The sequence below is a fragment of the Achromobacter sp. ACM02 genome (assembly GCF_014851605.1).
Lineage (GTDB): Bacteria > Pseudomonadota > Gammaproteobacteria > Burkholderiales > Burkholderiaceae_B > Achromobacter > Achromobacter aegrifaciens.
The window spans coordinates 460556-481108 of the sequence record NZ_JACUZY010000006.1 but is presented as its reverse complement, the minus strand read 5'-3'; the positions used below and the strand labels follow the sequence as shown (position 1 = coordinate 481108).

General features: G+C 63.6%; 28 protein-coding genes. 26 read left to right on the top strand and 2 right to left on the bottom strand.

Annotated elements, in window-relative coordinates; genetic code table 11:
- Window positions 1–280 precede the first annotated feature (280 nt).
- From rplN to rplQ, 18 genes are all read left to right on the top strand, one after another.
- A complete protein-coding gene (gene rplN / locus IB258_RS21495) occupies window positions 281–649 on the top strand; it encodes a 50S ribosomal protein L14 (protein ID WP_006216531.1) in 369 nt (122 codons plus the stop codon).
- Window positions 650–660: 11 nt separating this feature from the next.
- Window positions 661–981 (top strand): 50S ribosomal protein L24, encoded by a 321-nt coding sequence (gene rplX / locus IB258_RS21490; protein ID WP_006389623.1) that lies wholly within the window; start codon window positions 661–663, stop codon window positions 979–981.
- 12 nt (window positions 982–993) lie between these two features.
- Complete coding sequence (gene rplE / locus IB258_RS21485) at window positions 994–1533, top strand: 50S ribosomal protein L5 (RefSeq protein WP_054457265.1); 540 nt, start codon at window positions 994–996, stop codon at window positions 1531–1533.
- A 12-nt stretch (window positions 1534–1545) separates the two neighbouring features.
- Window positions 1546–1851 carry a 30S ribosomal protein S14 gene (rpsN, locus tag IB258_RS21480; protein ID WP_006216527.1) on the top strand — a complete coding sequence of 102 codons (306 nt, stop codon included), beginning with the start codon at window positions 1546–1548 and terminating at the stop codon, window positions 1849–1851.
- A gap of 10 nt (window positions 1852–1861) precedes the next feature.
- The gene (gene rpsH / locus IB258_RS21475; protein ID WP_006216525.1) at window positions 1862–2257 is read left to right on the top strand and encodes a 30S ribosomal protein S8; all 396 of its coding nucleotides are present in this window, start codon (window positions 1862–1864) and stop codon (window positions 2255–2257) included.
- Window positions 2258–2269: 12 nt separating this feature from the next.
- Entirely contained in the window at window positions 2270–2803 is a 534-nt protein-coding gene (rplF, locus tag IB258_RS21470; protein WP_054457262.1) for a 50S ribosomal protein L6, read from the top strand.
- A gap of 21 nt (window positions 2804–2824) precedes the next feature.
- Window positions 2825–3190 (top strand): 50S ribosomal protein L18, encoded by a 366-nt coding sequence (gene rplR / locus IB258_RS21465; RefSeq protein ID WP_054457260.1) that lies wholly within the window; start codon window positions 2825–2827, stop codon window positions 3188–3190.
- Between the two features lie 15 nt (window positions 3191–3205).
- A complete protein-coding gene (rpsE, locus tag IB258_RS21460) occupies window positions 3206–3727 on the top strand; it encodes a 30S ribosomal protein S5 (RefSeq protein WP_013397003.1) in 522 nt (173 codons plus the stop codon).
- A gap of 3 nt (window positions 3728–3730) precedes the next feature.
- Window positions 3731–3916, top strand: a complete 186-nt coding sequence (rpmD, locus tag IB258_RS21455; protein WP_006216520.1) for a 50S ribosomal protein L30 — start codon at window positions 3731–3733, stop codon at window positions 3914–3916.
- 9 nt (window positions 3917–3925) lie between these two features.
- The gene (gene rplO, locus IB258_RS21450) at window positions 3926–4366 is read left to right on the top strand and encodes a 50S ribosomal protein L15 (RefSeq protein ID WP_059379401.1); all 441 of its coding nucleotides are present in this window, start codon (window positions 3926–3928) and stop codon (window positions 4364–4366) included.
- Between the two features lie 14 nt (window positions 4367–4380).
- The gene (gene secY / locus IB258_RS21445) at window positions 4381–5706 is read left to right on the top strand and encodes a preprotein translocase subunit SecY (RefSeq protein WP_013397001.1); all 1326 of its coding nucleotides are present in this window, start codon (window positions 4381–4383) and stop codon (window positions 5704–5706) included.
- An 8-nt stretch (window positions 5707–5714) separates the two neighbouring features.
- Window positions 5715–5933, top strand: a complete 219-nt coding sequence (gene infA, locus IB258_RS21440; RefSeq protein ID WP_003806927.1) for a translation initiation factor IF-1 — start codon at window positions 5715–5717, stop codon at window positions 5931–5933.
- Window positions 5934–5967: 34 nt separating this feature from the next.
- Window positions 5968–6081 carry a 50S ribosomal protein L36 gene (gene rpmJ, locus IB258_RS21435; RefSeq protein ID WP_003806928.1) on the top strand — a complete coding sequence of 38 codons (114 nt, stop codon included), beginning with the start codon at window positions 5968–5970 and terminating at the stop codon, window positions 6079–6081.
- Between the two features lie 43 nt (window positions 6082–6124).
- Window positions 6125–6490: a 30S ribosomal protein S13 gene (gene rpsM, locus IB258_RS21430; RefSeq protein WP_008168996.1), complete on the top strand. Its 366-nt coding sequence runs from the start codon at window positions 6125–6127 to the stop codon at window positions 6488–6490.
- Window positions 6491–6505: 15 nt separating this feature from the next.
- The gene (gene rpsK / locus IB258_RS21425; protein ID WP_006216516.1) at window positions 6506–6907 is read left to right on the top strand and encodes a 30S ribosomal protein S11; all 402 of its coding nucleotides are present in this window, start codon (window positions 6506–6508) and stop codon (window positions 6905–6907) included.
- A gap of 11 nt (window positions 6908–6918) precedes the next feature.
- The gene (gene rpsD / locus IB258_RS21420; protein ID WP_054457258.1) at window positions 6919–7542 is read left to right on the top strand and encodes a 30S ribosomal protein S4; all 624 of its coding nucleotides are present in this window, start codon (window positions 6919–6921) and stop codon (window positions 7540–7542) included.
- Between the two features lie 215 nt (window positions 7543–7757).
- A complete protein-coding gene (rpoA, locus tag IB258_RS21415; RefSeq protein ID WP_006216514.1) occupies window positions 7758–8744 on the top strand; it encodes a DNA-directed RNA polymerase subunit alpha in 987 nt (328 codons plus the stop codon).
- Between the two features lie 184 nt (window positions 8745–8928).
- Entirely contained in the window at window positions 8929–9321 is a 393-nt protein-coding gene (gene rplQ, locus IB258_RS21410; RefSeq protein ID WP_006389635.1) for a 50S ribosomal protein L17, read from the top strand.
- Between the two features lie 72 nt (window positions 9322–9393).
- Here the strand turns inward: rplQ and IB258_RS21405 are convergent, their stop codons facing one another.
- Entirely contained in the window at window positions 9394–9831 is a 438-nt protein-coding gene (locus IB258_RS21405; RefSeq protein ID WP_054457256.1) for an HIT family protein, read from the bottom strand.
- Window positions 9832–9953: 122 nt separating this feature from the next.
- Between IB258_RS21405 and cutA the strand changes: the two genes are divergently transcribed.
- Both cutA and dsbD read left to right on the top strand, forming a co-directional pair.
- Window positions 9954–10301 carry a divalent-cation tolerance protein CutA gene (gene cutA, locus IB258_RS21400; RefSeq protein ID WP_054457254.1) on the top strand — a complete coding sequence of 116 codons (348 nt, stop codon included), beginning with the start codon at window positions 9954–9956 and terminating at the stop codon, window positions 10299–10301.
- Window positions 10301–12190, top strand: a complete 1890-nt coding sequence (dsbD, locus tag IB258_RS21395) for a protein-disulfide reductase DsbD (RefSeq protein ID WP_156337431.1) — start codon at window positions 10301–10303, stop codon at window positions 12188–12190. Before cutA ends, dsbD begins: the two co-directional genes overlap by 1 nt.
- 107 nt (window positions 12191–12297) lie before the next feature.
- Here the strand turns inward: dsbD and IB258_RS21390 are convergent, their stop codons facing one another.
- Window positions 12298–13146, bottom strand: coding sequence for an IclR family transcriptional regulator (locus IB258_RS21390; protein ID WP_082401217.1), 849 nt, complete (start codon window positions 13144–13146; stop codon window positions 12298–12300).
- A gap of 153 nt (window positions 13147–13299) precedes the next feature.
- On the opposite strand from IB258_RS21390, the gene IB258_RS21385 reads away from it, so the two are divergent.
- The 6 genes from IB258_RS21385 (at window position 13300) to IB258_RS21360 (ending at window position 20548) form a co-directional block, all read left to right on the top strand.
- The gene (locus tag IB258_RS21385; RefSeq protein WP_054457252.1) at window positions 13300–15048 is read left to right on the top strand and encodes an FAD-dependent oxidoreductase; all 1749 of its coding nucleotides are present in this window, start codon (window positions 13300–13302) and stop codon (window positions 15046–15048) included.
- Window positions 15045–15812 (top strand): SDR family NAD(P)-dependent oxidoreductase, encoded by a 768-nt coding sequence (locus tag IB258_RS21380; RefSeq protein ID WP_054457250.1) that lies wholly within the window; start codon window positions 15045–15047, stop codon window positions 15810–15812. Before IB258_RS21385 ends, IB258_RS21380 begins: the two co-directional genes overlap by 4 nt.
- A gap of 76 nt (window positions 15813–15888) precedes the next feature.
- Complete coding sequence (locus IB258_RS21375) at window positions 15889–17076, top strand: ABC transporter substrate-binding protein (RefSeq protein WP_119449743.1); 1188 nt, start codon at window positions 15889–15891, stop codon at window positions 17074–17076.
- A gap of 32 nt (window positions 17077–17108) precedes the next feature.
- A complete protein-coding gene (locus tag IB258_RS21370) occupies window positions 17109–18032 on the top strand; it encodes a branched-chain amino acid ABC transporter permease (protein WP_192353171.1) in 924 nt (307 codons plus the stop codon).
- On the top strand, window positions 18029–19801 hold the full coding sequence (locus tag IB258_RS21365) for an ATP-binding cassette domain-containing protein (RefSeq protein WP_054457244.1): 1773 nt from the start codon (window positions 18029–18031) through the stop codon (window positions 19799–19801). Before IB258_RS21370 ends, IB258_RS21365 begins: the two co-directional genes overlap by 4 nt.
- Window positions 19802–19837: 36 nt before the next feature.
- A complete protein-coding gene (locus tag IB258_RS21360; protein ID WP_054457241.1) occupies window positions 19838–20548 on the top strand; it encodes an ABC transporter ATP-binding protein in 711 nt (236 codons plus the stop codon).
- The last annotated feature ends 5 nt before the right edge of the window (window positions 20549–20553 follow it).

Here is a 20553-nt window from a genome sequence, read left to right as displayed (position 1 = left end):
GCGCTCAAAAATTAACCACGTTAGAATTATCAGCTTTCCCAGATTGTCGATCGAGTTGGCCCGCGCCTATGCAGGTTAGCCCGACGTGTTGGGGGAATACCCGCAGGATTTCAACCCAGGGTCGTTGCGTTGCCAACCAGTTGCGTGAGTAGGGCGAAAGCTCCAGACATGCCAACACAAAAGCAGGGCGGCAGACCTGACGGGACCAAAACTGGCAGGAATTGCAGTGTTCCCTTGTTGGGAAAACCGTATTTCCAGTTAAGTTGGAACAGGAAAAATCATGATCCAAATGCAGACCACGCTGGATGTGGCCGATAACACTGGTGCGCGTCATGTCATGTGCATTAAGGTGCTCGGTGGCTCCAAGCGCCGTTATGCCGGTATCGGCGACATCATCAAGGTGAGCGTCAAAGATGCGGCTCCGCGCGGACGCGTCAAGAAAGGCGAAATTTACAATGCCGTGGTGGTTCGTACCGCCAAGGGCGTGCGCCGTAAAGACGGTTCGCTGATTCGTTTCGGTGGCAATGCCGCCGTGTTGCTCAACGCCAAGCTGGAGCCCATCGGCACCCGCATCTTCGGACCCGTTACGCGTGAACTGCGTACCGAGAAGTTCATGAAGATCGTGTCGTTGGCCCCGGAAGTGCTGTAAGGAGCCCTACGATGAACAACATTCGTAAAGGCGACGAAGTCATTGTCCTGACCGGCCGCGACAAGAAGCGTCGCGGTACCGTGCTGGCGCGCGTCGATGCCGACCACGTTCTGGTCGAAGGCGTCAACGTCGTCAAGAAGCACGTGAAAGCCAACCCGATGGCTAACAACCCGGGCGGGATTGTCGAAAAGACCATGCCGATTCACATCTCGAACGTCGCGCTGTTCAACCCGGCCACCGGCCGTGGCGATCGCGTCGGCGTGCAAGAAGTCGAAGGCCGCAAGGTTCGCGTGTTCCGTTCCAATGGTGCCGTTGTCGGCGCCAAGGCGTAAGGGGCGATAGACATGTCTCGTTTGCAAGATCTCTACAAGAGCAAGGTCGCTGCCGACCTGCAAGCCAAGTTTGGCTACAAGAGCACGATGGAAGTGCCGCGCATCACCAAGATCACCCTGAACATGGGTGTGTCGGAAGCGGTGTCGGACAAGAAAGTCATCGAGCACGCTGTTGGCGACCTGACCAAGATCGCCGGCCAGAAGCCCGTCGTGACGAAGACCAAGAAGGCTATCGCCGGGTTCAAGATCCGCGAAAACTACCCGATCGGTTGCATGGTCACGCTGCGCGGTCAACGCATGTACGAATTCCTGGATCGCCTGGTGGCGGTTGCGCTGCCTCGCGTGCGCGACTTCCGCGGCATCTCGGGTCGTGCGTTCGACGGCCGTGGCAACTACAACATCGGGGTGAAAGAGCAGATCATTTTCCCCGAAATCGAGTACGACAAGATCGACGCGCTGCGTGGGCTGAACATCAGCATCACCACCACCGCGAAGACCGACGAAGAAGCCAAGGCGCTGTTGACGGCCTTCAGCTTCCCGTTCCGTAACTAAGGGGCTGATGACGTGGCTAAACTTTCCCTCATCAATCGCGACATCAAGCGCGCCAAGCTGGCTGACAAGTTCGCCGCCAAGCGCGCTGAGTTGAAGGCGATCATCGACGACCAGTCGAAGACCGACGAAGAACGTTACCAAGCTCGGCTCAAGCTGCAACAGCTGCCGCGCAATGCCAACCCGACGCGTCAACGTAACCGTTGCGTGGTCACCGGTCGTCCGCGCGGCGTGTTCCGCAAGTTCGGCCTGACGCGCCACAAACTGCGTGAAATGGCGATGAAGGGTGAAATCCCCGGCATCACCAAGGCCAGCTGGTAGGAGAAACAATATGAGCATGAGCGATCCCATCGCCGATATGCTGACCCGCATTCGCAATGCGCAGCAAGTGGACAAAGTTACGGTGAGCATGCCCTCCTCGAAGCTGAAGGCGGCCATTGCCGCTGTGCTGAAGGACGAAGGCTACATCGACAGCTTTGAAATCAAGGGCACCCAGGCCAAGCCTGAGCTCGAGATCACCCTGAAGTACTACGCTGGCCGTCCGGTCATCGAGCGCATCGAACGCGTTTCGCGCCCCGGTCTGCGTATCTACAAGGGCCGTACCAGCATTCCTCAGGTCATGAACGGCCTGGGCGTGGCTATCGTTTCGACCTCGCGCGGCGTCATGACCGACCGTAAGGCTCGCGCCAACGGCGTCGGCGGCGAAGTGCTGTGCTACGTGGCCTAAGGAGAAATTCGAATGTCACGTATCGCTAAGTATCCGGTCGAACTGCCCAAGGGTGTTGAAGCCAACATCCAGCAGGATCAGATCACCGTCAAGGGCCCGCTGGGCTCCCTGACCCAAGCCCTGACCGGCGACGTCACGATTGCGTTGGACAACGGCAAGCTCACGTTTGCCGCCGCCAACGACAGCCGTCACGCCAACGCCATGTCGGGTACCGTGCGCGCTCTGGTGGCCAACATGGTCACGGGCGTGAGCAAGGGCTTCGAGCGCAAGCTGACCCTGGTCGGCGTGGGTTACCGCGCATCGATCCAAGGCGACGCCGTTAAGCTGCAGCTCGGTTTCTCGCACGACGTTTTGCACCAGTTGCCGGCCGGCATCAAGGCCGAGTGCCCGACCCAGACGGAAATCGTCATCAAGGGCGCCAACAAGCAAGTCGTCGGTCAGATGGCCGCTGAAATCCGCGCGTACCGCGAACCCGAACCCTACAAGGGCAAGGGCGTGCGTTACTCGGACGAACGCGTCGTCATCAAAGAAACCAAGAAGAAATAACGGCGCACGCAAGGACGAATCATGGACAAAAAAGTTTCCCGTTTGCGTCGTGCGGTTCCGACCCGCCGGAAGATCAACGAGCTGCGCGTTCATCGCCTCTCGATTTTCCGCTCGAACCAGCACATCTACGCCAACATCATTTCGCCGGAAGGCGATCGCGTTTTGGTCAGCGCCTCGACGGTCGAAGCCGAAGTGCGCGCGCAACTGTCCGGCCAGTCCGGTCAGGGCGGCAACAAAGCCGCTGCGTCGCTGGTCGGCAAGCGCGTGGCCGAAAAGGCCAAGGCTGCCGGTATTGAACTGGTCGCTTTCGATCGCTCGGGCTTTCGTTACCATGGCCGCGTGAAAGCGCTGGCCGATGCCGCGCGTGAAGCCGGCCTGAAGTTCTAAGCGAGGATCTGTCAAATGGCTAAAGTACAAGGCAAGAACGCCGCGGAAAAAGAGAACGATGACGGCCTCCGCGAAAAGATGATCGCGGTCAACCGCGTGAGCAAAGTGGTCAAGGGTGGTCGCACCATGAGCTTTGCCGCGCTGACCGTGGTTGGCGATGGCGATGGCCGCATCGGCATGGGTAAGGGCAAGGCGCGTGAAGTGCCGGTGTCCGTTCAGAAGGCTATGGAACAGGCCCGTCGCGGCATGTTCAAGGTCGCTCTGAAGAACGGCACGCTGCACCACACCGTGGTTGGCAAGCATGGCGCCGCTACCGTGCTGATCTCGCCCGCTGCTGAAGGTACCGGCGTTATCGCCGGCGGCCCGATGCGCGCTATTTTTGATGTGATGGGTGTGCGTAACGTGGTTGCCAAGAGCCTGGGCTCGAGCAACCCCTACAACATGGTTCGCGCCACGTTGAACGGCCTGCGCGCCTCCATGACTCCGGCTGATGTTGCTGCCAAGCGCGGCAAGTCGGTCGAAGAAATCCTGGGGTAAATCATGGCTCAGAAGCAGATCAAAGTGACCCTCGTGCGCTCGGTGATCGGTACCAAGCAATCGCACCGTGACACGGTTCGCGGTTTGGGCTTGGGCCGTATCAACAGCAGCCGCGTGCTGGTCGATACGCCCGAGGTGCGTGGGATGATCCGTAAGGTGGATTATCTCGTTTCCGTCTCGGAAGCCTAAGGAATCACCATGTCGGATATGCAACTTAATTCGCTGAAGCCCGCTGAGGGCAGCAAGCACGCCAAGCGCCGCGTCGGCCGTGGCATCGGTTCGGGTCTGGGTAAGACCGCCGGCCGTGGTCACAAGGGTCAGAAGTCGCGTTCGGGCGGTTTCCATAAGGTTGGCTTCGAAGGCGGTCAAATGCCGCTGCAGCGTCGCCTGCCCAAGCGTGGTTTCACCCCGCTCGGTCAGCACCTGTACGCCGAAGTCCGTCTGTCGGACCTGCAAGCCCTGCCCATCGACGAAGTCGACGTGCAAGTGCTGAAGGCCGCTGGCGTGATTGGCCAGGCGGTTCGTTTCGCCAAGGTCATCAAGTCGGGTGAACTCTCGCGCAAGGTCGTGCTCAAGGGCATTACCGCGACGGCCGGCGCTCGCGCCGCCATCGAAGCCGCGGGCGGCTCGCTTGCTTGATCACGAGGTGACGAGTGGCTAACGCGCAGGCATTGGGCAAAACCGGAGCACGGTACGGCGATCTGAAGCGCCGCCTCGTGTTCCTGGTGCTCGCCCTGGTGGTTTACCGTTTGGGTACACACATCCCCGTGCCGGGCATCAACCCGGATGCGCTGGCGGACTTGTTCCGTCAGAACCAGGGCGGGATCCTGGGCCTGTTCAACATGTTCTCGGGCGGGGCGCTCTCGCGCTTCTCGATTTTTGCCCTGGGGATCATGCCGTACATTTCGGCATCCATCATCATGCAGCTTATGTCTGTGGTGGTGCCGTCGCTGGAATCGCTCAAGAAAGAGGGCGAAGCCGGCCGTCGGAAGATCACCCAATACACCCGCTACGGCACGGTCGTGCTGGCGCTGGTGCAGGCTGTGGGCATTTCGGTAGCGTTGGAGTCCCAGCAGGGACTGGTGATCGATCCGGGCATGCTGTTCCGCTTTACGACCGTCGTGACCTTGGTCACCGGCACCATGTTCGTCATGTGGCTGGGTGAGCAAATCACGGAACGTGGTCTGGGCAACGGGATTTCCATCCTGATCTTCGCAGGTATCGTTGCGGGTCTGCCCGCGGCGCTGGCTGCACTGTTGGACCTGGTCCGCACCAACTCGATGTCCGTGCTTTCGGCACTGTTCATCGTGGCTCTGGTGGTGCTGGTTACCGCTTTTGTGGTGTTCGTGGAACGCGGACAGCGCAAGATCACGGTGAACTACGCCAAGCGTCAGGTCGGCAACAAGGTCTACGGTGGTCAAAGCTCGCATTTGCCGCTGAAGCTGAACATGGCAGGGGTGATTCCGCCGATCTTCGCATCGTCGATCATTCTGTTCCCGGCCACGATCACGAGCTGGTTCTCCAGCAGTGAGAACATGCGCTGGCTTAGCGACCTGGCTGCGGCCCTGTCGCCTCGTCAACCGCTCTACATCACGCTGTACTCGGTCGCGATTATTTTCTTCTGCTTTTTCTACACGGCTCTGGTGTTCAACAGCCGCGAAACGGCGGACAACCTGAAGAAGAGTGGTGCGTTTGTTCCGGGCATCCGTCCGGGCGAACAAACAGCGCGCTACATCGACAAGATCCTGATGCGTCTGACGCTCGCAGGTGCCATCTACATCACGTTGGTGTGCCTGTTGCCGGAATTCTTGGTGATGCGCTGGAACGTTCCTTTCTACTTCGGTGGTACGTCCCTGTTGATTATTGTGGTGGTGACGATGGATTTCATGGCGCAGGTTCAGGCCTACATGATGTCTCACCAGTACGACTCGTTGCTCAAGAAGGCTAACTTCAAGGGCGCGGGTTTGCCGATGCGGTAAGCAAAAGAATGTCCAAGGACGACGTCATTCAGATGCAAGGTGAGGTTCTTGAGAACCTCCCGAACGCGACATTTCGCGTCAAGCTCGAAAACGGCCACGTGGTGTTGGGCCATATTTCCGGCAAGATGCGTATGCATTACATCCGGATCCTGCCGGGTGACAAGGTCACAGTGGAGCTCACGCCCTATGACCTGACGCGAGCCAGGATAGTTTTCCGCTCCAAATGAGCGGAACCGGATTACGGAAAATTAGGAGTCAACCATGAAAGTAATGGCATCGGTTAAGCGGATCTGCCGCAACTGCAAAGTTATCAAACGTCACGGCGTGGTGCGCGTTATCTGCACCGACCCGCGTCACAAGCAGCGTCAAGGCTAACTCGGGTTAGCGACTACGCAACGGATTTATTCAAGGAACAGTCATGGCCCGTATTGCTGGCATTAACATTCCGCCGCAACAGCACGCCGAGATCGGCCTGACCGCCATTTTTGGCATCGGTCGTACGCGCGCTCGCAAGATTTGCGAAGCGGCAAACGTACCCTTTGACAAAAAGGTCAAGGATCTGAGCGACGCTGAATTGGAACGCGTCCGCGAACATGTTGGTTTGTTCACGGTTGAAGGCGACCTGCGTCGTGAAGTACAGCTCTCGATCAAGCGTTTGATCGACCTGGGAACCTACCGCGGCATGCGTCACAAGCGCGGTTTGCCCGTGCGCGGCCAGCGCACTCGCACCAACGCCCGCACCCGTAAGGGCCCGCGTCGTGCTGCTGCGTCCCTGAAGAAATAATCGAGGAACTGGATTATGGCGAAAGCTTCCACCAGCGGCGCTTCGCGCGTGCGCAAAAAGGTCAAGAAGAACGTCTCGGACGGCATCGCGCACGTTCACGCGTCGTTCAACAACACCATCATCACCATCACCGATCGTCAGGGCAACGCGCTGTCGTGGGCCACGTCGGGCGGTGCTGGCTTCAAGGGTTCGCGCAAGTCGACCCCGTTCGCCGCGCAGGTCGCTGCTGAAACGGCTGGCCGCGTTGCGCTGGAGTACGGCATCAAGACGCTGGAAGTGCGCATCAAGGGCCCCGGCCCTGGCCGCGAATCGTCGGTCCGCGCTCTGAACGCGCTGGGCATCAAGATTTCGTCCATCGCCGACATCACGCCCGTTCCGCACAACGGCTGCCGTCCGCCGAAGCGTCGTCGTATCTAAAGGGAATCCACATGGCTCGTTATACTGGACCCAAATGCAAGCTCTCGCGTCGCGAGGGTACTGATCTGTTCCTGAAGAGCGCCCGCCGCTCGCTGGATTCCAAGTGCAAGCTGGATTCCAAGCCTGGCCAACACGGCCGCACTTCGGGTGCCCGCACTTCCGACTACGGTCTGCAGCTGCGCGAAAAGCAAAAGCTCAAGCGCATGTACGGCGTGCTGGAAAAGCAATTCCGCAAGTACTTCGCTGAAGCCGAGCGTCGCCGTGGCAACACCGGCGAAACGCTGATCCAGCTGCTGGAATCGCGCCTGGACAACGTCGTCTACCGCATGGGCTTCGGCTCGACCCGCGCCGAAGCTCGCCAGTTGGTGAGCCACCGCGCCATCGAACTGAACGGCCACACGGCTGACATCGCTTCGATGCTGGTCAAGGCTGGCGACGTCGTGTCGGTCCGCGAAAAGGCCAAGAAGCAAGGCCGCATCAAGGAATCGCTCGACCTGGCCACCAGCATCGGCATCCCCCAGTGGGTGGAAGTCGATACGACCAAGTTGACCGGTACGTTCAAGTCGGCCCCCGATCGCGCTGACGTCGCTCGCGACATCAACGAATCGATGGTCGTCGAACTGTACTCGCGTTAATCAGGCCTGCTGGCGCTACCTTCGCAATGCGCCGGCGAGCTGGTCTCGCGACCCGTTTGCACGTCCCGCAGCAGCCCGCTTTCCGCCTTCAGGCGGAGCGGGCTTTGCGGTAAGTATTGGCCGGTGTTTTTCGCGCCGTCCGCATTTCAAGTTTCACCCTGTCCATCAGCCTTATCGGTGTAACGAGCCGAGGGTATTGAAAAGGAACACAGTAAATGTCCACTCAAGGTTTCCTGAAGCCGCGCTCCATTGAAGTCGAACCGGTCGGCACGCACCATGCCAAGATCGTGATGGAGCCGTTCGAGCGTGGCTACGGTCACACGCTGGGCAACGCCCTGCGCCGCATCCTGCTGTCTTCGATGACCGGCTACGCGCCCACCGAAGTCCAGATGACGGGCGTGGTGCACGAATACTCGACCATCCCGGGCGTTCGCGAAGATGTCGTCGACATCCTGCTGAACCTGAAGGGCGTGGTCTTCAAGCTGCACAATCGCGACGAAGTGACCCTGGTTCTGCGCAAGACCGGCGCGGGCACCGTGCTGGCCAGCGACATCGAGCTGCCGCACGACGTCGAGATCATCAACCCCGGCCATGCCATCTGCAACCTGACGGATGCAGGCAAGCTGGAAATGCAGATCAAGGTTGAAAAGGGCCGCGGCTACGTGCCGGGCAACGTGCGCGCGCTGTCGGAAGACCGCACCCACACCATCGGCCGCATCGTTCTGGACGCTTCGTTCAGCCCGGTCCGCCGCGTGAGCTACGCGGTTGAAAGCGCCCGTGTGGAACAGCGTACCGACCTGGACAAGCTGGTCCTGGACATCGAAACCAACGGCGTTATCTCGCCCGAGGAAGCGGTGCGCCAGTCGGCTCGCATCCTGATGGACCAGATCTCGGTCTTCGCCGCCCTGGAAGGCGCTGGCGATTCGTACGAAGCCCCGGTCCGCGGCACGCCGCAGATCGATCCGGTGCTGCTGCGCCCGGTCGACGACCTGGAACTGACCGTGCGTTCGGCCAACTGCCTGAAGGCCGAAAACATCTACTACATCGGCGACCTGATCCAGCGTACCGAAAACGAGCTGCTCAAGACCCCGAACCTGGGTCGCAAGTCGCTCAACGAGATCAAGGAAGTCCTGGCCGCACGCGGCCTGACGCTGGGCATGAAGCTCGAAAACTGGCCCCCCCTGGGCCTGGAGCGTCCCTAAGTCTTGAAAGGGTGCCGCCTCTGGAAAGGGGCGGTTCCCGCAGGCAGCCGGCCTCGCGCCGGCCAGTTTGCGAAACCGTCGTAAAATGCACCGTTTTCTACCGGACCGCGGCCTGATTGCAGGTTGATAGAAGAGCCGGCAACCCGATGGCTGACGCCATCTTTAGATTCAAAGGAAACTTATCATGCGTCACGGTAATGGCTTGCGTAAGCTCAACCGCACCAGCAGTCACCGTCTTGCCATGTTCCGCAACATGGCCGTTTCGTTGATCACCCACGAAGCCATCAAGACCACGCTGCCGAAGGCGAAAGAATTGCGCCGCGTCATCGAACCCCTGATCACGCTGGGCAAGGAGCCCACGCTCGCGAACAAGCGTCTGGCTTTTGCCCGTCTGCGCGATCGCGATGCGGTGGTGAAGCTGTTCGCCGAAATCGGCCCGCGCTACGCGGCCCGTAACGGCGGCTACACCCGCGTGCTGAAGATGGGCTTCCGTCAAGGCGACAACGCTCCCATGGCTTTCATGGAACTGGTTGACCGTCCGGAAGTCGATGAAGCCGCTGAGGACAGCGCCGAATAATTTCGGTAGCTCGATAAGCGACAAGGGCGGGTCTTCGGACCCGCCCTTGTTTTTTTGTGCGGCCGCCGCGCGCTACGAGGCGTGCAGCTCGCTGCGCAGTTGCGCCGCCGTTGCGGCCAGCGCCTCGGTCGCGGGCTGCGGCGGCATCTTGAAGGTCAGGTCCTGCTGCTCGATGTATTGGGTGGACGTGACGTCCTGCGGGTGATGCATGGGGATGACGTGGGCGTGCGCATGCGCCACGTGGATGCCGGTGAAGGCGAAGCCCACGCGTTCCACGTCATACAGGCGCTTCATGTGGCGTCCGAGCTTCTGGCCCAGGTTGAGGATGCTGCCTGCCAGGTCGGCCGGCATATCCTCGTAATAGGGATAGTGCTGCTTGGGGATGATGAGCACATGCCCGGGGCGCACCGGGTGGATATCGAGAAAGGCCAGCAGGCGTTCATCCTCGTGGACCACGTGCGCGGGGATTTCGTGACGGGCGATGCGGCAGAACAGGCAGTTATCGGACATGCGTGCCTCGGTGGGTGCGGGTGGCATGGCGGCGCGTTCAGGCCCGGCGGATCCGGACGATGGCCGCAATACCGATAAAATACCCCGAGTTACGTCCCATACGGGTATCCCGAGGAGCCTCCATGTTGCGAGATGACGACGTTGTGCTGGTCATCAGCAATGCGCCCGACCTGCTGCTGGCCAAGCGGATTGCGCATGTCCTGGTCGAAGACGGATTGGCCGCCTGCGTGAACCTTGGCGCGCCGGGCCTGTCCATCTACATGTGGAAAGGAGAGGTCGAAGGGGCGGAAGAAATCCCCATCCACATCAAGACCACATACGCGCGCCACCAGGCCGTAGTGCAGGCCCTGGCGCAGATGCATCCCTACGATGTGCCCGAGATCATCGTGCTGCCTGTCATTGGCGGCGCGGCGCCCTATCTGGACTGGGTGCGTGAACAGACGGCCGTCACGCAGAACAAGAGAGACTGATGTTGCAACTAGTCGGTATCGGCGCGCTCCGGCGCGAGTCCCGCGCGCCGCGCGCCTTCTTCAGGCAGTGGCTGGCCTTGTTGGCCATGATGCTGCTGTTGCTGGGCTGGCAGGCTGCCGCGCGCGCCGAGGCCGAGTTCCTGGAGCCCGAGAAGGCCTTCGTGTTCAGCGCCGAGATGGTGGCGCCTGAAACGCTGGAACTGCGCTACCGCGTCGCGCCCGGCTACTACATGTACCGCGAGCGCTTCGGCATCACCATCAGTCCCATCGGCGCCGCCAAGCTGGGCGAAGCCGTCTATCCCAAGGGCGAGGTCAAGTACGACCCGACCTTCGAGAAGGACATGGAGGTCTTCCACCAGGACGTGGTGATCCGCGTGCCGGTGGCTGCGGGCGGACAGCCCTTCACCCTGACCCTGACCGCGCAAGGCTGCGCCGATGCGGGGCTGTGCTACCCGCCCATGGACAGCAGCGTGAAACTCACGCCGGTGGCAGGTGGCTATGCACTGGCTGGACCGGGAGGAATCCCGGCCGCCGCGTCTGGCGCATCCAGCGGGCTCGGCGCGCTGGTCAACGCGGGCGACACCGGCCTGGCCGACGCCCTGGGCGGCCTGGGCTGGGTAAAGACCGCCGGCGTGTTCCTGGTGCTGGGCCTGTTGCTGGCATTCACGCCCTGCGTGTTGCCCATGATTCCCATCCTGTCCTCCATCGTGCTCGGCGGGGCCGCGCAGGCCAAGCCGTCGCGCGGCCGCGGCCTGGCTCTGGCCGCGACCTATGTGCTGGGCATGTCCGTCGTCTACACCGCGCTGGGCGTGGCGGCCGGATTGAGCGGGGCCGGACTCGCCGCCTGGCTGCAGACGCCTTGGATCCTGACCCTGTTCGCCATCCTGCTGGCTGTGTTGGCGCTGGCCATGTTCGATGCCTTCACGTTCCAGATGCCTGCCGGCATCCAGGGCTGGCTGTCGCAGCGCTCGGCGCGCATTCCGGGCGGGCGCTACACCGGCGCCTTGGTGATGGGCGCCTTGTCGGCGCTGATCGTCGGCCCCTGCGTGGCCGCGCCGTTGGCGGGCGCGCTGTTGTATATCTCGCAGACCGGGGACGTGGTGCTGGGCGGATCGGCGCTCTTCGCAATGGCCTGGGGCATGGGCGTGCCGCTCTTGATCGTGGGGGCGTCCTCGGGCGCCTTGCTGCCCAAGGCCGGTCCCTGGATGGACGGCGTGAAGCGCTTGTTCGGCATGCTCTTGCTGGCGACCGCCTGGTGGATGCTGATCCCGGTAGTGCCGACCTGGGTGCAGATGACGGGCTGGGCTTTCCTGGCCGTGGTTGCCGCCGTGATGCTGCGGGCGTTCGATGCCTTGCCCGATGGCGCGGGCGCTGCGCGCATGTTCGGCAAGGGTGTGGGCCTGTTGCTGGCGCTGGCGGCCGCGGCCTGGCTGATCGGCGCGGCCAGTGGCGGACGCGACGTGCTGCAGCCGTTGTCGCACCTGGCGGCGCGCGGCGATGCGCCCGTGGGCGCGGCGGCCAGCAGCGGCGAGGTGCACTTCACCCGCGTGCGCAACAACGCGGAACTGGACGCCTTGCTGGCGCAAAGCCGTCAGCCGGTGATGCTGGATTTCTACGCCGATTGGTGCGTGTCGTGCCGCGAGATGGAGCGCTTCACCTTTACCGATCCGGGCGTTGCGCAGCGCATGTCGGGCATGCTGCTGGTGCAGGCCGACGTTACCGCGAACAACGCCGATGACCGCGCGCTGCTCAAGCGCTTCCGCCTGTTCGGCCCGCCGGGCATCATGTTCTTCGAACCGGGTGGCAAGGAGCTGCCCGAGGCGCGCGTGGTGGGCTTCCAGGACGCCAAGCGCTTTACTGAATCGCTGGACAAGGTCCTGCTGCGCTGAAGCGCGCGGCTTTGCCGCAAGCGTGATCCGCCATACAAAAGGCCGCTGCGTGGAACCGACCGTGCAGCGGCCTTTTTTTGCCGCGTGGCCTTTCTGTTCTGCGGACGCTAGCCCTGGCGCGTCGCGCGCACGTCGTGGTTCTGCCAGCCCAGTTCAGCCGAGATGGCGTCGGCGCAGCGCTTGATGTCATCGATCAACGGACTGGTCCAGCGCACGTCGAACACGCCGGCTGCGCCGATGGCTGTGATCACCAGCACCACGTTGCCGTTGGAGTCGAACACGGGGGCGCTCAGGCCGTTGATGCCGGGGATGGGGTCGCCCATGGCGCGCGCGACGCCGCGCTGGCGGACTTCGCGCAGGGTCCGTTCGAACTTTTCTGTCTTGCCCAAAGAAGGCACGGCGCCCAGGCGCAGATGGTCTTCATGCAACAGGCTTTCTATTTTTTTGGGCGGCAGCAGCGCCGCGAACACCTTGCCCGTCGCCGTGTTGGTCAGCGACATGACCGTGCCGGTGCGCATGTTGACGTGGATGGGGTAGTTGGATTCGTGCAGGTGAACGATGACTGGCCCCAGGTTGCCCAGCACCGCGATGGCGATGGTCTGTCCGGTTCTTTCGGCGAACTCGCGCGTCATGGGGATGGCGATCTTGATGGGATCGAGCCGGTGCAGCGCCGCCAGCCCCAGCTGCAGCGCGAGCGGCCCCAACTCGTATTCGCCGGTGTTCGGGTCTTGCCTGACCAGGCCCAGATTGCCGTAACTGACGAGATAGGCGTGGGCGTTGGCGCCCGACATGCCGGCGGCCTTGGCCAGCGCGCCCAGCGGCAACGAAGACGAGTGTTCCAGCAGCGCCAGCAGAATCTTGCCGCCGACTTCGATGGACTGGATGCCGCGCCTGCGCGGCGGCGAGGCAGGAGCGTGATCGGCATTGCGCTTGCCGGAGCTGGGTCTGGTGGCCATTTTCTTTTATCGAATGAGATTGCCTATGTTAGTACTTTCGCTAATCGTGAACCATATTGACATTATCAAATGCGTTCTCTACAGTCGAAAGAATAAGAAGGCTGCCCCGGTTTTGCGATCGGGAGCAAGCCGCCCCAAGGGTATGGAGACAACGTGGAAGATTCTCGTCAATACGACTGCGACGTGTTGGTGGTCGGGTCGGGCGCGTCGGGCATGGCTGCCGCAATCACCGCGGCAACGTCAGGCCTGAAGGTCCTTATCGTTGAAAAAGAGCCGCGCTTCGGCGGCTCCACCGCGCGTTCCGGCGGCTGGCTGTGGATACCGGGCACCTCGCTGGCCAAGGTGCAGGGCATCCATGAAACGCCGGACGAAGGCCGCGCCTATCTGCGCCACGAAGCCGGCGACAGCTACAACGCTGAACGAGTGGATGCCTTTCTGGAGCAGGGGCCGCGCGCCGTGGACTTCTTCACGTCGAACACCGAAGTGCAGTTCGACATGCCGCTGGTGTTCCCCGACTATCACGCGGAAGCGCCCGGCGGAAAGCAGGGCGGACGCTCGATGGTGGCGCGGCCCTACGACGGCCGCAAGCTCGGCGCCCACGTCAGGGACCTGGCGCCCGCGCTGCCCGAGCTGACTGTGTTCGGCATGATGCTGGGCTCGGGCAAGGAGATCGTGCACTTCATGCGGGTCACGCGCTCGCTGGCCTCGGCCTGGTACGTGGCCAAGCGCCTGACCCGGCATTTCCTGGACGTGGCCAAGCATGGCCGCGGCATGACGCTGACCAACGGCAATGCGCTGGCGGGCCGGCTGGCGGCCTCCGCGTTCAAGCTGGGCGTGCCCCTGTGGCTGAACGCGCCGGCCAAGTCCCTCATCATCGAAGACGGCGCCGTGCGCGGCGCGGTCGTGCAGCGCGATGGCGCGGCCGTGCGCGTGCGCGCCGCGCGCGCCGTGGTGCTGGCTTCCGGCGGCTTTCCGTACGACATCGAACGCCGCAAGCAGCTGTATGCACACGCACCCAACGGCACGGAACACTACTCTCCGTCGCCCACGGGCAATAGCGGCGACGGGCTGCGCCTGGCCGAGAGCGCGGGCGGGCAGGTCAACACCGCCTTGCCCAATGCCGCGGCATGGGTGCCGGTGTCCGTGGTGACGCGCAAGGACGGCAGCCCGGGCTACATGCCGCACTTCATCGACCGCGCCAAGCCGGGCGTCATCGCCGTCACGCGCAATGGCCGTCGCTTCACCAACGAAGGCAGTTCGTACCACGACTTCGTGCAGGAGATGGTGCGCGCATGCGAGGGGCAGGGCGAGACCTGCGCCTGGCTGATCTGCGACCACAAGACCCTGCGCAAGTATGGTCTGGGCAGCGTGGCGCCGTTCCCATTGCCCATCAAGCGCTATCTGGACACGGGCTATCTGACTCGCGGCGCGTCGGTGGCGGAACTGGCGCAGAAGACCGGCATCGATGCCGGCAGCCTGCGTCAGACGGTCGAAGCATACAACCGGGAGGCGGCGCTGGGCCGCGATCCGCAATTCGGCAAGGGCAGCAAGGCCTACAACCGCTATCAGGGCGATGCGCTGCATGGCCCGAATCCCTGCGTGGCGCCCATCGTGAAAGGGCCGTACTACGCGATCAAGGTCATGATCGGCGACATCGGCACTTTCGCCGGCCTGAAGGTCGATGGCCAGGGCCGCGCACTGAACGAACTGGGGGCGGTCATACCCGGCCTGTACGCCGTGGGCAACGACGCCTGCAGCATCATGGGCGGCAACTATCCGGGCGCGGGCATCACCTTGGGTCCGGCGCTGACCTTCGGCTATATCGCGGGCCAGAGCATTGCCGCCGCCGGCAAGGCCGCAGCGCGCGTGCAGGCGGACGCTTCCGCGCAGGCGGCCGCATGAGTGCCGCGCCGGCGGGACTGCTGCAGGGCAAGCTGGTCCTGGTGACGGGAGCGGGGCAGGGTAACGGACGGGCATTGGCGCTGGGCCTGGCGGCCGCGGGCGCGCGCGTGGTGGCGACCGACGTGCAGGCCGACAACGCCGCGCAGACGGCAGGCGCCATCATCGACACCGGCGGCGACGCCTGGAGCCACGCGCTCGACGTGACGGACCCCGAGGCATGCGCGGCGGTCGCGGCGCAGGTGCAATTGGAAGTGGGGCCGATCGACGTGCTGGTCAACAACGCCGGCATCCTGATCCGCGAAGGCATAGACAGCCCGCGCGCCGCCGAGAACTGGCGTCGCGTGCTGGACGTGAACCTGAACGGCAGCTTCAACATGATCCACGCCTTCCTGGGGGCGTTGCGCGCCACGCGCGGCGTCATCATCAACGTCGGCTCCATCGCGTCGTTCGCCGGGGTAGGCGCCACCCTGGGCTATTCGCCGTCCAAGGGCGGCGTGAAGATGATGACGCAGGCCATGGCGCGCGACCTCGCGCCCGACGGCATACGGGTCAACGCCATTGCGCCGGGCGTCATCGAAACGCCGATGACGCAGTACACGCGGGACGATCCCGCCCGGCTGGCGAACTTCATGCAGCGCATTCCGCTGGGACGGGTGGGACAGCCCGAAGACCTGGTGGGACCCGCCGTGTTCCTGGCTTCGCCGATGGCGCAGTACGTGACAGGCGTGTCCCTGCCGGTGGACGGCGGCTATCTCGCGGTATAGCGCCAGGCTCCACGGGCGAGAGGCAGAAAAAAGAATCATCGACGTGCAGCACATCTGAAAAACACAGGAGACAACGATGAAAGCAACGGGGATTTTTTCCACCTTGTCCAAGGCGGCCGTCTTGTGCGCGTTGGCGGTGGGCGCGCAGGCCTACGCCCAGGACATCAAGATCGGCTTTAACGGCGACCTGTCGGCTTCGCCGTCCGCGCAAAGCGGGCAGGCCGCGGTGCTGGGTTTGCGCACGGCCATTGACGACATCAATGCCAATGGCGGCCTGCTCGGCCGCAAGCTGGTGCTGGTGGTGCGCGATGACCTGTCGCAGCCGCCGAAGTCCATCCAGAACATGGCGGACCTGATCGATAACGAGAAGGTCGTGGCCATCGTTGGTCCCACCAATTCCGGCAACGCACTGGCCTGGAAGCACATCCCGAACCAGAAGAAGATCCCCGTCATGGGCGCCATCGGTTCCGGCACCGACATCACCAAGCCCATGCGCGCGGGCGCGGACAACTACATGTTCCGCGTTGGCATGGTGGACCGCGAACAGGTGGACGGCGTGATCGGCTACCTGAAGAAGAATCCCAAGGTCAAGAATGTAGGCTTCATGATCGAGACCACCGGCTACGGCCAGAGCGCGCTCAAGGACCTGGAGGAAGTTGGCGCGGCGCAAGGCGTCAAGGCCGTGGCGGTCGAGAAGTTCGGTGTGGCCGATACCGATATGACGTCGCAGCTGAACAAGCTGAAGGCGGCGGGCGTGGATACGGTGGTGATCTGGGCGCAGAGCACGCCGATCGCGCACGTGTTCCGCAGCATGGAGAAGATCAACTGGTTCCCGCTGACGCTGACCTCGTGGGCGGCGGACAATATCGCCTTCTACGATACGGCGGGCAAGACGCTGTCGGAGAAGCCCTTCTTCCTGCGCACCATCACCGACAACCGCACGGCCGCGCAGCAGAAGCTGTATGACCGCGTGTCGGCCAAGATGACCTCGCCCACCGCGTTCGGCTTCCTGGCGCATGCCTATGACGGCATGAACCTGCTGGGCATGGCGATCAAGCAGGCGAACTCCACCGATGGCGAGAAGGTGCGCCTGGCGCTGGAGAACCTGGATGGCACCTACGAAGGCGCGATGAAGACCTACACCAAGCCATTCTCGGCCACGGTGCACGATGCGCTGCTGGTAAGCGATTACAAGTGGGCGCACTGGCAGGACGGCAAGCTGGTGCCTTACGCCGACGACGTGACCGTCGCCGTCGCCAAGTAGCAGCAGGACAGCGACAGGCATAAGGGGCCATCATGTTGGTGACATTGTTGCAGGCGCTCGTCAGCGGGCTAGCAGTGGGGGGCGCTTATGCGCTGGTGGCGCTGGGCTTCAGCATCACGTTCACGACCACGCGCACGCTCAACTTCGGGCATGGGGAATTCGTGTCCGTGGGCGCGTTCATCGGGGTAGGCGCCTTGTTCCTGTTTGCCGGCAAGCCGGTCACCACCGCGGCCTTCACGGGGCTGGAATTGAGCGGTTGGGAGTATCTGCTGGCGGGGCTTGCGGCGGTGCTGGTGATGGGCATGCTGGGCGTGCTGCTATACGTGTTCGGCGTGCGGCCGTTCGCTTCGCGCCCGGGCATGGCGTGGGTCATGAGCACGCTCGGCTTTGGCATCCTGCTGCAGAGCGCCGCGTTCGCGGTCTGGGGACCGGCGCCCGTCACGGTGCCGGCGCCCTTCGGCGACGACGTGATCCGCGTGTTCGGCGCGGGCGTGCGCAGCCAGGAACTGCTGTTGCTCGCCGTGGCGGTGGTGGTGATGGTGCTGTTCGACCGCATCATGAACCGCACGGTGCTGGGCAAGGCGATGCGGGCCGTGGCCGCCAATCCCGCGGTCGCCAACCTGATGGGCATCAATGTGAACGCGGTGATGACCGGCGCCTTCTTCGCCAGTTCGGCGTTGGCCGGGCTGGCGGGCTTTCTGGTCGCGCCGATCACGTCGGCTTCGATATTCATGGGCCTGGCCATCGGCCTGAAGGGCTTTTCCGGCGCGATGATAGGCGGCCTGTCGAATCCGCGCGGCTGCGTGCTGGGCGGCTTTGTGCTGGGGCTGCTGGAGTCCTACGTGAACCTCTGGCAGTCGCAATGGCGTGAAGTGGCGATCTTCGGATTGGTGATCCTGGTGCTGGCGGTCAAGCCCACCGGCCTGTTCGGCAAGCGTCTGGCGGAGAAGGTATGAAGCGGCACGGCCAGACCTTGATAACCGTGGCGCTCGCGGCGGCGCTAGCCTTGTTCGCCGCCCTGGTGGACAACGATTACTACCTGCGCATCGTGTTCATGGCTTGCGTGTACTACTTGTGCGCGGCGGGCGTGAACGTGCTGGTGGGGTATGCGGGACAGAAGTCGCTGGGGCAGGCGGGCCTCTTTGCAGCCGGCGCCTACACGGCGGCGTTGCTGACCTCGCGCTGGCAAGTCGATCCATGGCTGGCCCTGGCCGCGGCGCCCGTGGTGGCCGGCGTGTTCGGCGTGCTGATCGCCCTGCCGTCGCTGCGCGTGAAAGGGCCTTACCTGGCCATGGTGACGCTGGCCTTCGGCATCGTCATGGAGAAGATCGTCACCGAATGGGTGGACGTGTTTGGCGGCCCTTCGGGCCTGTTCGGCATCATGCCGCTGACCTGGGGCGGCAACCCGTTCACCAACCAGCAGTGGGTGTGGTTCGCGCTGGTGCTGTGCGTGGCGACGCAGCTCCTGCTGCGCAACGTGCTGGACGGGCGCTTCGGGCGCGCGCTGCTGTCGGTGCAGGCCGACGAGATCGCCTCGTCTTCCGTCGGGGTGCGCGTGTATCGCGCCAAGGTCATCGCCTTCGTGGTGGCGGCCGTGACCTGCGGCATTGCGGGCGCGCTGGTGGCGCAGCAGAACCAGTACATCAACTCGGACTTCATCGGCTTCAACCTGTCGATCTTCATCCTGCTGCTGGTGCTGTTCGGCGGTGCAGGCTCGAAGGCGGGGCCGGCCGTGGGCGCGATTGCGCTGACCATCATCGACGCGATGCTGGCGCGCTGGCCCTCGGTGCAGCATTTCTTCTACGGCGCATTGCTGCTGTTCGCGCTGTACTTCATGCCAGGCGGCGTGATGGGACTGTTCTCGCGCCGCACGCAGCGGGTCGCGGATGCGCGGCCGCAAGGCGCGGGCGAGGCGGCGGCCCCGCCCGCGGCCAAGCAGGCCGTTGGGGCGCAAGAAGACCTGCTGCTGGTGGTCGAGAGCCTCTCCAAGGCCTATGGCGGCGTGAAGCCGGCGCAGGACATTTCCTTCTGCCTGCGGCGCGGCCACGTGCATGCGCTGATCGGACCGAACGGCGCGGGCAAAAGCACCCTCATCAACATGCTCAGCGGCGTGGTGCTGCCGGATGCGGGCGTGGTCCGCTTCCAGGGCACGGATATCGCGGGCGAGCGGCCGCATGTGATCTGCAAGCTGGGCATCGGCCGCAGCTTCCAGAACCTGCGCCTGTTCGGCGAGCTGTCGGTGCTGGATAACGTATTGCTGGGCCGCCACAGCCGCATGAAGAACGGCTTCTGGGCTTCGCTGCTGGGACTGCCGCGTGCGCGGGCCGAGGAGCGCCGCGCGCGCGAGCACGCCTATCGCCTGGTGCGCATGGTGGGCCTGGAGCATCTGGCCGATACGCCGGCGGGCAGCCTGCCGTATGGCCTGCAGCGCAGGGTGGAACTGGCGCGCGCATTGGCCACCGAACCGACCTTGCTGCTGCTGGACGAGCCGGCGGCCGGGTTGAACCCGCAGGAGACCGCGGAACTGGGCGAGCTGCTGGTGCGCATCGGCGAGTCCTGCGGCATCACGCTGTTGATGGTCGAGCACCATATGGATCTGGTGATGGCGATTTCCGATCACGTGATCGTGCTGGACTACGGCATCAAGATCGCCGAGGGCAAGCCCGCCCAGGTGCAGGCGGACAAGCGCGTGATCGAGGCGTATCTGGGAACCGGCATGGCCTGAGGCCAGGCCATAGGCGTAGGAACAGGCCGTAAGACGATGCTGAAACTAGAATCCGTGCAGATTTCGTATGGCGCGATCCAGGCGGTGCGCGATGTGTCGCTGGAGATCCGCGCGGGCGAGATCGTGACCATCATCGGCGCTAACGGCGCGGGCAAGAGCACGCTCTTGAAGGGCGTGGCGGGCCTGGAGCCCTTGCAGGGCGGACGCGTGACCTTCGACGGGCGCGATATCACGCAGGTGGCGGCGCATCAGCGCGTGGGCCTGGGCCTGGCGCTGTCGCCGGAAGGGCGCGGCGTGTTCGCGGACCAGACCGTCTACGACAACCTGGTGCTGGGCGCCTACATCCGGCGCAGGGATCCCGCGGCAGTGGCCGAAGGCGTGGAGCGCGGCTACCGGCTGTTCCCGCGGCTGCGCGAACGGCGCGAGCAGCTGGCCGGCACCTTGTCGGGCGGCGAGCAGCAGATGCTGGCGATGGCGCGCGCGCTGATGAGCGAACCGCGCCTGCTGTGCCTGGACGAACCCTCGCTGGGGCTGGCGCCTTTGATCGTGCAGGACATCTTCGCGGCGATCTGCAAGCTGCGCGACGACGGGCTGACCATCGTGCTGGTGGAGCAGATGGCCAACCAGGCGTTGGGCGTGGCGGACCGGGCCTATGTGCTGGAGACCGGCCGCATCACCCTGAGCGGCTCGGGCGCGGAACTGCTGCGCGATCCCAACGTGCGGGCCGCATACCTCGGCGCGCATTGAGTCCA